Source organism: Brevundimonas diminuta (assembly GCF_050310045.1).
In the GTDB taxonomy this organism is placed as follows: Bacteria; Pseudomonadota; Alphaproteobacteria; order Caulobacterales; family Caulobacteraceae; genus Brevundimonas; species Brevundimonas diminuta_F.
This window is the reverse complement of record NZ_CP190005.1, coordinates 1,251,520-1,263,913: the sequence shown is the minus strand read 5'-3', so window position 1 is coordinate 1,263,913 and position 12,394 is coordinate 1,251,520. Positions and strand designations below refer to the sequence as shown.

Sequence of the window (12,394 nt, the reverse complement as noted above, 5' to 3'; positions counted from 1 at the left end):
CGAATCACTTGCACGATCTGACGGGGCCGGCGCTCCTTACGCTCGGGCTTGTGGCTGTCGGCGGATACCTGCTGGGCTCCATTCCGTTCGGCGTGGTCCTGACCCGCGCGGCGGGCGCGGGCGACGTGCGCAACATCGGTTCAGGCAATATCGGCGCGACCAACGTCCTGCGCACCGGGCGCAAGGATCTGGCCATCGCCACTCTGATCCTGGATGCAGGCAAGGGCGCGGTCGCCCTGCTGATCGCGCGTCATCTGCTGGGCAGCGACGCGGCGGGCGCCATCGCCGGCGGCGCGGCCTTCCTGGGCCACCTGTTCCCCGTCTGGCTGGGTTTCAAGGGCGGCAAGGGGGTGGCGACCTTCTTCGGCCTGATCCTGGCCGCGTGCTGGCCGCTGGGCCTGCTGGCGGCGGCGACCTGGCTGATCATGGCCTTCGCCCTGCGCTATTCCTCGCTGGCGGCGCTGGCGGCGGCGGCGCTGACCCCGCTCTACGCCCTGCTGCCCCTGCCCGCGCTGGGTCTGCCCGCGCCGCAGCCCATCTTCATCATGGCGATCTTCACCGCCGTGCTGATCTTCATCCGCCACCATGAGAACATCGGCCGTCTGCTGAAAGGCGCTGAGCCCAAGATTGGGGCGAAGAAGGCGTGACGCCGCTGTCGGAGGCCGAGCGTTTCGCCCGCCTCCGGCTCGCCCGGACCGACCGCGTCGGCCCTGTGGCCTTTTCCCAGTTGTTGCAGCGTTTCGGCACGGCCGAGCGCGCGCTGGACGCCCTGCCCGATCTGATCCGCAGTCGGGGACGCGCGGGCTATTCCATCCCGGTGCCCGAAACCGTCGAAGCCGAACTGGAAGCCGGCGCCCGTATCGGCGCCCAGCTGATCCTGTGGGGCGAAGCCGCCTACCCTGAGGCGCTCGCCGCCGTCGATCCTCCCCCGCCCCTGCTGTGGACCCTCGGCCATTCAGGGCTGATGCAACTGCCTTGCATGGCTATCGTCGGGGCGCGTATCGCCTCGGCAGGCGGCCAGAGAATCGCGCGCGGTCTGGCCCAGCAGTTGGGCGAGAGCGACCATGTCGTCGTGTCCGGCCTTGCACGCGGCATCGACGCGGCGGCGCACCTCGGCGCCCTCGAAACCGGCACGGTCGCTGTTCTGGGCGGCGGGGTGGACGATATCTATCCGTCCGACAACGCCGACCTGTATCGCCAGATCGCAGAGCGCGGCTGCATCGTCTCGGAAAGCCCCATCGGCGCCCGCGCGCAGGCGCGCGACTTCCCGCGCCGCAACCGCATCATCTCGGGCCTGTCGCGCGGGGTTGTGGTGGTCGAGGCGGAGATCCGGTCCGGCTCCCTGATCACCGCCCGGCTGGCGGGTGAACAGGGCCGCGACGTCTTCGCCGTGCCGGGCTCGCCTCTGGACCCGCGCTCGAAAGGGCCGAACGAACTGCTGCGGCAGGGCGCCATTCTCTGCGAGGGGATCGAGGACATTGAGCGGACCTACGCCGCCCTGCGCACCCTGTGCGAACCGCCGCCTGATTCGCCGTTCAACGCCGGATCGCCGGACCATATCGACGACGCCCTGCTCGATCGTATCGAAGCCCTGCTGTCGCCGACGCCTATCGGTCGCGACGAACTGGCCCGCGCCGCCGGTCTTTCGATCGCGGAAACAGCCGCAGCCCTGCTGGAGTTACACCTGGCCGGACGGGCGACCCTGCTGCCGGGAGGACTGGCCTCGACCTAGCTGTTTGATCCCGCGTCTTGATGGTGTGATCCTTTCAACGAAAAGGCAGGAAGCCCTATGGGCCAGAGCGCCACGACCACGGAGCCGTCCGAACAGCAACACAGCGATCGCAGGCTTCGCTCGCGACGCTGAGCCGGGCGTTGGGGATCGACCCCAGGACGGTGGCGAAATGGCGCAAGCGGACCTCGGGCGATGATCGGAAGACGGGGCCGCAGGCGCCGCGCTCGACAGTCCTGACCGAGGCAGGGCAAGCGATGGTGGTCGCACTCCAACGGCATACGCTCTGGCCGCTGAACGACTGCCTCTACACCCTGCCGCCGTCCATCCCGCACCTGACGCGCTCGGCGCTGTAGCGTTGTCTGCAACGCCTCGGCATTTCCCGCTTGCCGGATATCGAAAGCGACAAACCTAAACGGCAGCGCTTCAAACGTTGTCCAACCGGCTTTCCACGTTGGTTTCGCTGAGGTGCAGACGGCCGAAGGCAAGTTCAATCTATTCGTCGCCATCCACGGGACCCACAAGTTCGCCGTCAAGCAACTGATCGACAAGGCCGATCAGCGAACCGCCTATAACTTGGCCCGGCGCCTCAAGACGCTCAACGGCCTCACACCCTACGACTACATTGCCAAAGTCTGGACCTCAGAACCAGCAAGACTCATCGTCAATTCGATCCGTCAGATGCCGGGGCCAAGCAGCTAGCGCGCGGCCAGCAGTCCGATCAGCACGCCGACGCCGAGCGCATAGAGCGTCATCCGGATCGGCTCATCGCGAATCGCTTCGCAGGCCTGAGAGCCGCGATGGCGCGCCCAGTCGCGCACCTCGGCCGCATCCTCACGCACGGCCCGGCGCAGGGCGCGCGGTCGGCCAGCGTAAGCATCTTCAGCGGTCGTGTCTTCGGCTGACGGCGTTTCGTGTGAAAGCGGCATGGAACTCTCTCCTCGCTAAGCACCGGTTCAATAAGGTCCTGGACTTCAATGAACCCTCGGAAATCGGGCGGGTTCCGGTCAACCGGCGAGTGCTGACCCCCGTTCTGCCGAACGGGGTTTTAAACCTTTCTCGGAACCTCCCGGGCGGGGCCGGGTTCTTTGCCCAAGCGCCACCGTCACAAAAGGAGCATCAGAAATGGCCGAAGGTCAGACCCCTCGCGGCTCCGGTGTTTCCAAGCGAGGCTTCGCCTCCATGGACCCGGAACGTCAGCGCGAAATCGCCCGCAAGGGCGGCGCCAGCGTCCCCAGCGAGAAGCGCAGCTTCTCTCAGGACCGATCCCTCGCGGCCCAGGCCGGACGCAAGGGCGGCGAAGCGTCTCACGGCGCCCGCAACAAGACGTCGGATCAGGAACCGCCCAAACGCTGATCCGAGGCGCGCCTCCCCCATGCGCCCTGCCTCAACCGATATCCGCCCATACGAAAACGGCGCGGCCCCGTCTGGAGCCGCGCCGTTCAACGTTCAGGCCTCAGCCCGCCATCAGCCCTTGAGCAGCGGCGCCAACTTCTGAGCGATCATCATGTCGCCTGCGATCTTCAGCTTGCCCTGCATGAAGGCCATCATCGGGTCGAGGCGGCCTTCGGCCAGGGCGACGAAGTCATCCCATTTGATCGACACGGTGGCGTCAGCCGGCTTGTCGTCGTTCGAAACGCTGTTCGGAGCAGAGGCGCCGTCGATGTAAATCTTGCCGTCATCGCCGAAGTCCAGCTTCACAGTCTTGCCCAGACCCGAGTTTTCGCCGACGGCGGCGCGGATCTTGTCGGTGGCGAGGGCCAGATCGGCCATGAGCATCTCTCCCGTTGATAAGTTGAAACACAGGCGTAACCCGCCCACCGGGCGGCGCCAAGATCACCCAGGGGAAGGCGCCGGATACCTGCGTGTTCCCCCGAGGGTTCCATAACAAGTGTTAGGTCTTACATGAGTTTGCGATTCCCCCCGACACCAAGCTTTAAAAGGGCGGGGTTGCGTAACAAGGACTCTTGAAATGACCCGCCTACTCACCCCGGAGGAAGTCCGATTGGATCGGCTGTGGCGTGAGCGTTTCGGCCAGCCTCTGCCGATGGTCGGGGCGCCGGAAGTCGCCCGACGCATCCTGCGTCAGCACGGCGTTTCCGTCCGCCGCCCGACAGAAGCCAAAGCCAGCGGCGCCTTGGCTGCCGAAGACACAGCAGACGCCCCCAGCGAGGGGCGCGGCTGATTTCATCATTTCAGGCTGGGGGTTCTGGCGGAGACGGAGGGATTCGAACCCTCGGTACCCCTTACAGGGTACGACGATTTAGCAAACCGTTGCCTTCAGCCACTCGGCCACGTCTCCAGCAGGCCGTGTGGATAGCGAGTCGCGCAGCGCTTCGCAATGCGGAACTGACGCCCTTTGTGTTAACCCGGCATAAGAGTGGCATGTGACACGAGGTTCTCACTCTATTTTGCTCGATTTCGGGATAACGACTTGGCTATCACCCCCGCCGACACCTTGGCCTCCGCGACGGACAGAGCGCGCGCGAATCGCGCTTCGCAGACCGAATCGCGCGCCCAGGCCGTACCGGCGGGCCGCACCGGACAGGCGCGGCGCGGGCCGATGCGCCCCGAAGTGTGGCTGAACACCCGCCAGCGCGCGGCCGCGCGGCGGCGCGTCTTTTATTTTCGGGGCGTGGATATACTGGCGTCCGGCCTGCTGTGCCTGGCGGCGATCAATCGTCTGAATACCGGCGGCCTGGTGCATGTCACCCTGTTCGAGGCGGCGCCGATCCTGATTGGAGCGCTGACGACGCTGGGCCTGATGCGGTCGCTGGGGCTGTACCGTTTTGACCGCACACGGGCGCCCGCGCGCCATCTGGCCGGAGTCGCGGCGGTTGCGGGCGTCGGCGGCGCGCTCGCCTGCCTGTCAGGTCTGGCCCTGCCGAACGGGGAGACGCCGTTGGTGGAGTATGGGTCATGGGCCGTCGCCTCGGCCGTGCTGCTGACCGGTCTGCACACCATCTGGCGAATGCTGGTGGCCCAGTGGCGCAGCCGTGGCGACCTGACGCCCAATGTCGTCGTCGTCGGCGCCACACGCCATGCCGAATCCCTGATCCGCGAGGCCTTGGATCGCCGCGACCTGAACATACTGGGCGTTTTCGACGACCGGCTGGCCCGCACGCCTGACGCCCTGGCGGGGGTTCCCGTGCTGGGCGGCACGGACGCCCTGATGGAACACAGGCTGACGCCCTATATCGACCGCATCATCCTGGCCATCGACCCCAAGGCTGAGGCGCGTGTCCGCGCCCTGACCCACCGGCTGGAAGTCCTGCCGATCCCGCTGACCATGCTGGTCGATCCCAAGGGTGAGGCCCAGCGGAATGAGGCGCTGGAGAAGCTGGCTACAGCCTCCCTGCCCCTTCTCGGCGGCGCCGTCGACGGCGAGCGGCGCGCCTTCAACAAACGTATCCTGGACATCATCCTGTCGGCGCTGGCGCTGGTCGCGCTCGGCCCAGTGCTGTTCATGATCGGTCTGGCCGTGCGGCTGGACAGCAAGGGCCCTGCCCTGTTCCGCCAGCGCCGCCACGGCTTCAATCAGGAAGAGATCGTGGTGTGGAAATTCCGCACCATGCGTCAGGAAGCCTCTGACGCCACGGCCAGCCGTCAGGTCACTGCGGGCGACGACCGGGTGACGCGTCTGGGCAAATTTCTGCGCGCCACCAGCCTGGACGAACTGCCGCAACTGGTGAACGTGCTGCGCGGCGAGATGTCTCTGGTCGGGCCGCGCCCGCACGCCATCGGCATGAAGACCGGCGACGCCGAGTCGGCGCGTCTGGTCGCCGAATACGCCCACCGCCACCGCATCAAGCCCGGCATGACCGGCTGGGCCGCCATCAAGGGCTCGCGCGGGCCGCTGCACTCGGCCGATGAAGTGCGCCGCCGCGTCCAGCTGGACATCGAATACATCGAGCGCCAGTCCTTCTGGCTGGACCTGTGGATCATCGCCGTGACCGTTCCCGTTCTGCTGGGCGACCGGATGGCCGTGCGCTGATGTTCTGGCGGGGGGTTTTCGGCTACCTGCCGGCCAATATCGTGCAGGGCGTGGTCGGCTTTCTGACCATCATCATCTTCACGCGCCTGCTGTCGCCCGAGGATTTCGGACGATATGCGCTGGCCTATGCCGTGCTGACCATGGCCCATGTGGCGACATTCAGCTGGCTGGAAGCCTCTATGGCCCGCTTCTGGGCGGCCCAGAACGACGAAGCGCAGATGGCCGGGCATTTCGCCAGCCTGTACCGCGCGGCCTTCCTGATCACCGCCGTCTTCGTGCCGGTCGCGGGCCTGCTGGTGTGGCTGTGGCCCATGCCGGACAGCTTCCGCCTGCCGCTGGCGGTGGCGCTGGCGGGCGTGCCGGTGCGCTGCTTCCTGAAGCTGGCGCAGGAGCGCTTCCGCGCCGCGGGCGAAGTCGGCCCCGCCGCCGCCATCGATATCTGGAGCGCGGTCGCAGGGCTGGCCTTCGGCGTCGGTCTGGCGCTGATGGGTCTGGGGGCCGAGGCGCCGCTGGCGGGCATGCTGCTGGCGCCGCTGGCCGCCCTGCCCTTCGTCCTGCCCGCCGAACTACGCGAGGCCCGTCGCGGGCGTCTGGATCGCCAGCGGCTGAAGGATTACGCCGTCTATGGCTATCCGATCGCCGTCGGTCTGGGGCTGACTGTGGTGCTATCCTCGACCGACCGTTTCCTGCTGGCCCTGTTCATGGATGAGGCGGCGGTCGGCGCCTATCACGCGGCCTACAGCATCGCCAACCGGACGCTGGACGTCATGTTCGTGTGGCTGGGCGCGGCGGGCGCGCCGGCTCTGGTCATGGCGCTGGAGCGCGGCGGGCGCGAAGACCTTCAGACCGCCGCACGGGAGCAGGCCTCGACCCTGGTGCTGATCGGCCTGCCCGCCGCCGTGGGCGTGGCGCTGGTCGCGCGGCCGCTGGCCGAGTTCATGATTGGCGAAGACCTGCGGACCGTCGCCGCCTCCGTCACGCCGTGGGTGGCGCTGGGCGCCTTTCTGTCAGGCATGACGACCTATTATTTCGGACAGGCGTTTACGCTTGGCCGCCGCACCGGCTGGCTGCTGCTGGCCATGAGCATTCCGGCGGGCAGCAACATCGTGCTGAACATCCTGCTGATCCCGCGCTTCGGCGTTCTGGGCGCGGCATGGGCGACGGCGATCAGCTTTGCGCTGGGCCTGAGCGCCTCCATGATCATCGGGCGGCGCATCCTGCCCCTGCCTGTGCCGTGGAACGCGCTGCTGCGCTGCGGACTGGCCGCCGCCGTCATGGCGGGCGTGGTGATGATGTTGCCGCCGATCGGAGGGTTCCTTGAGCTGATGATGGACGCCGGGGTCGGCATGATCGTCTATGGCGTCGTCGCCTATGCGCTGAACGCAGGCGGCGTGCGCGATCTGAGCGGGCGGCTGAAGGCCTTCCTGCGCGCGCGGAGGCAGGCGGCATGAGCGAGGCCATTCACCACGACAGCCCCGCGTGGGCCAAGGCGCAGCCGATCCTGTCGGTGCTGATTCCTTTCCTGCGCGATGATCCCACCGACCTGCTGCAGCGGCTGGACGCCGAGGCGCAGATGCTGGCGGGACAGGCCGAACTGATCGTGCTGGACGACGGCACCAATGACGCCGAACTGACCGCGCGTCTGAGCGCCCTGATCGACAACATGGCCCTGCCTGTGCGCTTGATCAGCCTCAGCGCCAATCAGGGCCGATCGGAAGGCCGCAACCGACTGGCGCAGACCGCGCGCGGTCAGACCTTCCTGTTCCTCGACAGCGACATGCGGCCCGACCATCCGGGCTTCCTGAAGACTTGGGTCGATCTGGCCAGCGACGTGCGCCCGGCTGTGGCCTTCGGTGGTTTCTCTCTGTTGCAGGCGCCGCAGGACGCGCGCTTCGCCGTCCATCGCCATATGGCGGCCCGGTCCGACTGCATCCCGGCCGCCCAGCGTGCCGAACAGCCTGAAAAATACGTCTTCACCTCCAACCTGCTGGTCCGCCGCGACGTCTTCGATACGGAGACCTTCGATTCCGGCTTCAGCGGCTGGGGCTGGGAGGATGTCGAGTGGGCCATGCGCGTCTCGCGCCGGTTCGAGGTCGTCCATCTGGACAACCCCGCCACCCACATGGGGCTGGACACGGTCGAGGCCCTGGCCGCCAAATACGAACAGTCGGCGCCGAACTTCGCCCGAGTCGTGGCGCGCCACCCCGACTTCGTGTCGGCCTACCCCAGCTATCGCGTCGCCAGGGCATTGAAGGCCGTGCCGGGGCTGAAGCTGCTGCGACCCTTGATCAAAACCGCCGCACGCGCGCCGATCCTGCCGACCGGGCTGCGCGCCTTCGCCCTGCGGCTGTATCGCGCGGCCCTCTATGCGGAGGCGATATGAGCGCGCCCGACGTCGCCGTCGTCATCCCCACCATGCGCCGTCTGGACAGCCTGACGCGCGCCCTGCGCTCGGTCTTCGTTCAGGAAGGCGCAGCGTCGCGCCTGCGCGAGATCGTCGTCGTCGACAACGATCCCGAGGCCAGTTCGCGCGAAACGGTCGAGGCCCTGCGTCCTGAAGCGCCCGCCCCACTGATCTGGGTTCATGCGCCGCGCCCCGGCGTCGCGACAGCGCGCAACACGGGCCTCGCCGCCACCTCGGCGCCCCTGATCGCCTTCCTCGATGATGACGAGGCCGCCTCGCCCGGCTGGCTGGCCGCTCTGTTGAGCGCTCAGGCGGCGACCGGCGCCGACGCCGTCTTCGGCCCCATCCGCGGGCGCGTGCCCGAAGGGACCGGCTGGACCACGCCCTATCTGGAGCGGTTCTTCGGCCGACAGGGGCCAGACCGCGACGGCGTGCTCGATCACGCCCACGGCTGCGGCAACTCCCTGCTGGTGCGGGCCACGGCCCTGCCCGGCGACCAGCCTTTCCATGTCGGCTCGGACCAGATCGGCGGCGAGGACGATGTGTTGTTCGCGGCCCTTGAGGCGCGCGGCGGCCGTTTCGGCTGGAGTGCAGACGCATGGGTGGACGAGTTCGCCCCGCCCCACCGCGCCACCCTGCGCTACGCCCTGACCCGAGCCTTCGCCTATGGCCAGGGGCCGAGCCAGACCGCCGCCGAGGCGAAGAAATGGCCCAGCCTCGCCCGCTGGATGACCATCGGCATGGCGCAAACAGCCGTCTGGGGCGCCGCGACGCTGGCCTTCACCCTGATCCGCCACCCCAGGCGCGCCGAAATGGCCGATCGCACAGCGCGGGGCCTGGGGAAAGTCTTCTGGATGAAGGGGTTCGAGCCACAGTTCTACGGCCAGCGCGAACTGGATCGGTTACAGCGCGCCTCACGCTTTAACTGAAACGCGCTAGCGCAGCTTCGCGCCGCCGGGTTTGAAGGTCAGGGTCATCGCCGCCATGGCGATGAGGCACAGCCCCATCAGCATCCAGGCCTGGCTCAGGTCCGACAGGCGGTCGCGCAGCAGCCCCGCCGCCAGCGGCGACAGGCTGGCGATGATGTAGCCGCCGCCCTGCACGAAGGCGAGCAGGTCCCCTGAGCGGACCGGATCGTCGATCTGGTCCATCGCCAGAATCAGGGTCAATGGAAACACCGCTCCGATCCCCAGACCCAGCAGCAGCATGACCGGGACCGCCAGACTGACCGGCGTCAGCACCAGCCCCGCCAGGCCCAACAGCGCCAGAGCCACCGCTGTCAGCATCGGCCCGCGTCGGTCGGGAAAGCGGGCGATGAACAGGGACACCAGCACGCCTGCGGCGACCTCTGCGCCTGTCATGCCGCTGAGCAGGAAACCCGCCGTCGCGCGCGTCTGTCCCATGTCGACATAGTAAGGCGGCAACCACGCCAGCACGAGCGTATAGGCCGAGGTTCCCAGCCCCAGAATCGGCACCAAAGCCCAGGCTCTGGGCTGTTTCCAGAACGGAAGTTCAGGATGGGTTCCTTCGGCCACGGCGACGCGGTTCGGCTCTTCCGCCGCGGGGGTGCGCGAAGCGATGATCCAGACGACCGCCGCCATAAAAGCCGGAACCGCCCACAGCGCCAGTGTCCCCGCCCAGCCGACAGTCTCGGCCAATCCAGCCGCTGTCGCCGCCGCCACCGCAGCACCGCCCATGATGCCGGTCGTGTAGACGCCCATGACCGTACCGAATCGTGAGGGAAACGCTCGCTTGATCACCACAGGCGCCAGAGCCTGAATCAGGGCGACTCCGACGCCCACGACAAGGGCGCTGGCGATCAGACCGGCCGTGTCGTCGAAAACCACGCGCGCCAGACAGGCCAGACCGATCAGGACGGCGCCCAGCAGAACGCCCATGCGCTCGCCCAGACGCCGCCTTAGCGGTCGGATCGACAGGGCGCCGACGCCGATCATCGCCACCGGCAGGGTGGTCAGCAAACTGGCCGTGGTCGAATCCATGCCGGTGGCCGCTTCGATCAGATCCAGCAACGGCCCGACCGCCGCCATCGCCGGGCGCAGATTCAGCGCAAGGGCGAAGATCGCCGCGATCAACAGCAGGCTTTCGCCGCGCGACGGCTGCGAAGCGTTTGGTTGATCCATGCGAAGTGACTCCGGCAGCAGAAGGCGATAGTGTCTCGATATCAAATATCTTGATGTCAAGACAATGACCGATCGCGCATCCCGCGCCGCCGCCCAGTGGGCAGTCGCGCGCCCCGACCTCGACCTGCTGGCCATGGAGACTCTGGGCCGTCTGCATGAAGCCTCCATACTCGTGGCGCGCGAGCGGCAGGCGCCGCTCTATGCGCGCCACGGCCTTCAGCATGGCGAGTTCGACGTGCTGGCCACTCTGCGCCGCGCGCCCTCGCCCGATGGGCTGACGCCGACGGCCCTCTATGAAGCGACGATGATGTCGTCCGGCGGAATGACGGCGCGGCTGGATCGGTTGCAGAAATCCGGCTTGATCGAGCGCACGCCCCACCCCAGCGACCGGCGCGCCTCGCTGGTCCGGCTTACGCCCAAGGGTTTCGACCTGATCGACGGCCTGATGCCGCTGCACATGGCGGAAAGTCAGGCCATTCTGGCTGACCTGTCACGCGAAGAACAGGTCGCGCTGGGCGCCCTGCTCTCTCGCCTGATCGGCGCGCTGGAGCCTTAGGCCCGCTTCATCCGGCGGTTCCAGGGCATAATCGCCAGCAGGCGCGCCATGCCGCAGAAGCCGGTCGCCCCCGCCACGAACAGGCCCACGCCGACGAAGGCGCTGATCCCCCAGAAGGCGGGATGGACCATGACGCCCAGCGCTCCGCCCAGCAGGATCAGTCCGCCCGCCGCCATCTGCACCTGACGCATCAGTTCCAGCGGTTGCTTGCGGTCGGCGACGACCGGCAGGCCCGCCTTCTTCCAGCCATCCAGACCGCCTGCCAGCACGTGCGCCGGGCCGTCGATCCTGGCCGCCAGACGGTCGCAGCTCCCGGCCGTGCGGTTGCCGCTGCGGCACATGAAGATCGCGTCGCCACCGGGCTTGAGGCCCAGGTCGGCGCTCTCGAAAGCCGACAAAGGCGCAGTGACAGCGCCCGCGATATGTTCGCGCGCGTGTTCGTCCGGCTCGCGCACGTCGATCAGCACGGCCCGACCGCCCTTCAGGCGAGCGGCGACATCGGCGGGCGTCAGAGAGATCAGCGTATTCATCGGTTTTTCCTTCAGTGAGGCGGCGCTCAACGCGCCTCAGGCGGACAAAAGATTTCGGCCAGCACCGCGATCACTTTCAGGGCGGCCGGGTCGGCGATTCGATAGAAGACGGCAGTGCCGTTCCGGCGGGCGCTGACCAGCCCATCCTCGCGCAGCCGCGCCAGATGCTGGGACAGGGCCGATTGCGATAGGCCCACGCAAAGATCAGCGACCTGACGCTCGCCCTCGCCGATCTGACAGAGGATCATCAGACGGTGCGGGTTCGACAGAGCTTTCAACAGGCGGGACGCATCGCCCGCGCTGGCCTGAAAACGCTCAAGCGTCATGTGTTCGGGATCAAACATGAACCCAATATATGCGTAATTTCTAAATTAGCAAATTCTTATATATAAAGCCGTGCGGTTCAGACCCGTCCGCGCAGCACGGCCCAGAACAGGCGCAGGCGTTTAAACGGTTCCGGTTCGTCCGCGCGTATCAGAGCCGCCGCCGCCACGGCCGGAAAGGCGCGTGCAGGCAGGCTTTTCAACGCAGCATTGGCCTGTCGGCGCGCCGCTTGTGTCTGATCCCCCTGCCCCGTCTGGGCCAGGCCGCGCAGGCGTCCCGCCGGGCTGACGGCCGCGTCATGCCCCTCGCCCGCCAGTATGCGCGCCGCCGCCTGCATCGGTCCGACGTAGAAGGCGTCCAGATCATGCGGTTGACCGTGCACGCGGTCGATATGCGCCTCGATCAGGGCGTCGAAGGGCGCACGCGGCAACCCGTGGCGCGTCACCGCCGCCGTCAGGGCCTCAAGCACGGGATGGCCGACGCGAGGCGTATCGGCAAAAACGCCGTCCATCTGTTCCGCCCACCACGTGTAACGCATCTCGGCTAATAGAGGCTGGGTCACGCGTGCAGGTATGGCCATCAGTTCTGCCTCGAACGCGTAGAGCGCGATCAGGTCGGCGCGCGCCTGCTCATCGGCGACGAAGCGGCTGGCCAGCCAGCGGTCGGCGTCGGCGTCCCGAACCCGTGCATCAAGATCAACAGTCATGGCGACAGGC

Annotated in this window: 15 protein-coding genes, 1 tRNA gene and 1 pseudogene; 10 read left to right on the top strand and 7 right to left on the bottom strand. The window is 67.5% G+C overall.

From position 1 onward, the window contains the following. The first annotated feature begins 8 nt into the window (after positions 1 to 8). The 3 genes and pseudogenes from plsY (at position 9) to ACORJG_RS06105 (ending at position 2,431) form a co-directional block, all read left to right on the top strand. On the top strand, positions 9 to 647 hold the full coding sequence (gene plsY, locus ACORJG_RS06115; protein WP_427792418.1) for a glycerol-3-phosphate 1-O-acyltransferase PlsY: 639 nt from the start codon (positions 9 to 11) through the stop codon (positions 645 to 647). After that, positions 644 to 1,732 carry a DNA-processing protein DprA gene (dprA, locus tag ACORJG_RS06110; protein WP_427792416.1) on the top strand — a complete coding sequence of 363 codons (1,089 nt, stop codon included), beginning with the start codon at positions 644 to 646 and terminating at the stop codon, positions 1,730 to 1,732. Before plsY ends, dprA begins: the two co-directional genes overlap by 4 nt. Before the next feature lie 57 nt (positions 1,733 to 1,789). Next, positions 1,790 to 2,431 (top strand): annotated as a pseudogene (locus tag ACORJG_RS06105) (hypothetical protein). Here the strand turns inward: ACORJG_RS06105 and ACORJG_RS06100 are convergent. Further along, positions 2,428 to 2,658 (bottom strand): hypothetical protein, encoded by a 231-nt coding sequence (locus tag ACORJG_RS06100; RefSeq protein ID WP_427792414.1) that lies wholly within the window; start codon positions 2,656 to 2,658, stop codon positions 2,428 to 2,430. The pseudogene ACORJG_RS06105 and the gene ACORJG_RS06100 sit on opposite strands and share 4 nt — an antisense overlap. A gap of 196 nt (positions 2,659 to 2,854) precedes the next feature. Between ACORJG_RS06100 and ACORJG_RS06095 the strand changes: the two genes are divergently transcribed. Further along, positions 2,855 to 3,085: a general stress protein gene (locus ACORJG_RS06095; protein ID WP_427792412.1), complete on the top strand. Its 231-nt coding sequence runs from the start codon at positions 2,855 to 2,857 to the stop codon at positions 3,083 to 3,085. Positions 3,086 to 3,196: 111 nt separating this feature from the next. Here ACORJG_RS06095 and ACORJG_RS06090 read toward each other — a convergent pair whose 3' ends face one another. Then, on the bottom strand, positions 3,197 to 3,502 hold the full coding sequence (locus ACORJG_RS06090; protein WP_346528134.1) for an SCP2 sterol-binding domain-containing protein: 306 nt from the start codon (positions 3,500 to 3,502) through the stop codon (positions 3,197 to 3,199). A gap of 199 nt (positions 3,503 to 3,701) precedes the next feature. Between ACORJG_RS06090 and ACORJG_RS06085 the strand changes: the two genes are divergently transcribed. Then, positions 3,702 to 3,914 carry a hypothetical protein gene (locus tag ACORJG_RS06085; RefSeq protein WP_427792410.1) on the top strand — a complete coding sequence of 71 codons (213 nt, stop codon included), beginning with the start codon at positions 3,702 to 3,704 and terminating at the stop codon, positions 3,912 to 3,914. Positions 3,915 to 3,939: 25 nt separating this feature from the next. Here ACORJG_RS06085 and ACORJG_RS06080 read toward each other — a convergent pair. Beyond that, a tRNA-Ser gene (locus ACORJG_RS06080) sits at positions 3,940 to 4,031 on the bottom strand. 132 nt (positions 4,032 to 4,163) lie between these two features. On the opposite strand from ACORJG_RS06080, the gene ACORJG_RS06075 reads away from it, so the two are divergent. The 4 genes from ACORJG_RS06075 to ACORJG_RS06060 are packed head-to-tail and all read left to right on the top strand — an operon-like array spanning position 4,164 to position 9,056. Beyond that, positions 4,164 to 5,723 carry an exopolysaccharide biosynthesis polyprenyl glycosylphosphotransferase gene (locus ACORJG_RS06075; protein WP_427792408.1) on the top strand — a complete coding sequence of 520 codons (1,560 nt, stop codon included), beginning with the start codon at positions 4,164 to 4,166 and terminating at the stop codon, positions 5,721 to 5,723. Then, positions 5,723 to 7,174 carry a lipopolysaccharide biosynthesis protein gene (locus ACORJG_RS06070; protein ID WP_427792407.1) on the top strand — a complete coding sequence of 484 codons (1,452 nt, stop codon included), beginning with the start codon at positions 5,723 to 5,725 and terminating at the stop codon, positions 7,172 to 7,174. The genes ACORJG_RS06075 and ACORJG_RS06070 overlap by 1 nt, the downstream gene beginning before the upstream one ends. Beyond that, positions 7,171 to 8,106, top strand: coding sequence for a glycosyltransferase family 2 protein (locus ACORJG_RS06065; RefSeq protein ID WP_427792405.1), 936 nt, complete (start codon positions 7,171 to 7,173; stop codon positions 8,104 to 8,106). The genes ACORJG_RS06070 and ACORJG_RS06065 overlap by 4 nt, the downstream gene beginning before the upstream one ends. Continuing rightward, complete coding sequence (locus ACORJG_RS06060) at positions 8,103 to 9,056, top strand: glycosyltransferase family 2 protein (RefSeq protein WP_427792403.1); 954 nt, start codon at positions 8,103 to 8,105, stop codon at positions 9,054 to 9,056. Before ACORJG_RS06065 ends, ACORJG_RS06060 begins: the two co-directional genes overlap by 4 nt. Before the next feature lie 6 nt (positions 9,057 to 9,062). On the opposite strand, the gene ACORJG_RS06055 is transcribed toward ACORJG_RS06060, so the two are convergent. Further along, positions 9,063 to 10,268, bottom strand: a complete 1,206-nt coding sequence (locus ACORJG_RS06055) for an MFS transporter (RefSeq protein WP_427792401.1) — start codon at positions 10,266 to 10,268, stop codon at positions 9,063 to 9,065. Positions 10,269 to 10,332: 64 nt separating this feature from the next. Between ACORJG_RS06055 and ACORJG_RS06050 the strand changes: the two genes are divergently transcribed. Continuing rightward, the gene (locus ACORJG_RS06050) at positions 10,333 to 10,824 is read left to right on the top strand and encodes a MarR family winged helix-turn-helix transcriptional regulator (RefSeq protein WP_427792400.1); all 492 of its coding nucleotides are present in this window, start codon (positions 10,333 to 10,335) and stop codon (positions 10,822 to 10,824) included. Here ACORJG_RS06050 and ACORJG_RS06045 read toward each other — a convergent pair. From ACORJG_RS06045 to ACORJG_RS06035, 3 genes are read right to left on the bottom strand one after another with little or no spacing between them, the layout of a single operon-like run. Next, entirely contained in the window at positions 10,821 to 11,354 is a 534-nt protein-coding gene (locus ACORJG_RS06045) for a rhodanese family protein (protein ID WP_427792398.1), read from the bottom strand. The genes ACORJG_RS06050 and ACORJG_RS06045 overlap by 4 nt on opposite strands. Positions 11,355 to 11,380: 26 nt before the next feature. After that, complete coding sequence (locus tag ACORJG_RS06040) at positions 11,381 to 11,698, bottom strand: ArsR/SmtB family transcription factor (protein ID WP_427792396.1); 318 nt, start codon at positions 11,696 to 11,698, stop codon at positions 11,381 to 11,383. A gap of 59 nt (positions 11,699 to 11,757) precedes the next feature. After that, positions 11,758 to 12,384, bottom strand: a complete 627-nt coding sequence (locus tag ACORJG_RS06035; protein ID WP_427792394.1) for a squalene/phytoene synthase family protein — start codon at positions 12,382 to 12,384, stop codon at positions 11,758 to 11,760. Positions 12,385 to 12,394: the final 10 nt, after the last annotated feature.

Coding starts and splice junctions, on each gene's coding strand:
- ACORJG_RS06100 (WP_427792414.1), bottom strand. CDS start 2,658: ATGCCGCTTTCACACGAAACGCCGTCAGCCGAAGACACGACCGCTGAA.
- ACORJG_RS06095 (WP_427792412.1), top strand. CDS start 2,855: ATGGCCGAAGGTCAGACCCCTCGCGGCTCCGGTGTTTCCAAGCGAGGC.
- ACORJG_RS06090 (WP_346528134.1), bottom strand. CDS start 3,502: ATGGCCGATCTGGCCCTCGCCACCGACAAGATCCGCGCCGCCGTCGGC.
- ACORJG_RS06085 (WP_427792410.1), top strand. CDS start 3,702: ATGACCCGCCTACTCACCCCGGAGGAAGTCCGATTGGATCGGCTGTGG.
- ACORJG_RS06070 (WP_427792407.1), top strand. CDS start 5,723: ATGTTCTGGCGGGGGGTTTTCGGCTACCTGCCGGCCAATATCGTGCAG.
- ACORJG_RS06065 (WP_427792405.1), top strand. CDS start 7,171: ATGAGCGAGGCCATTCACCACGACAGCCCCGCGTGGGCCAAGGCGCAG.
- ACORJG_RS06060 (WP_427792403.1), top strand. CDS start 8,103: ATGAGCGCGCCCGACGTCGCCGTCGTCATCCCCACCATGCGCCGTCTG.
- ACORJG_RS06055 (WP_427792401.1), bottom strand. CDS start 10,268: ATGGATCAACCAAACGCTTCGCAGCCGTCGCGCGGCGAAAGCCTGCTG.
- ACORJG_RS06050 (WP_427792400.1), top strand. CDS start 10,333: ATGACCGATCGCGCATCCCGCGCCGCCGCCCAGTGGGCAGTCGCGCGC.
- ACORJG_RS06045 (WP_427792398.1), bottom strand. CDS start 11,354: ATGAATACGCTGATCTCTCTGACGCCCGCCGATGTCGCCGCTCGCCTG.
- ACORJG_RS06040 (WP_427792396.1), bottom strand. CDS start 11,698: ATGTTTGATCCCGAACACATGACGCTTGAGCGTTTTCAGGCCAGCGCG.
- ACORJG_RS06035 (WP_427792394.1), bottom strand. CDS start 12,384: ATGACTGTTGATCTTGATGCACGGGTTCGGGACGCCGACGCCGACCGC.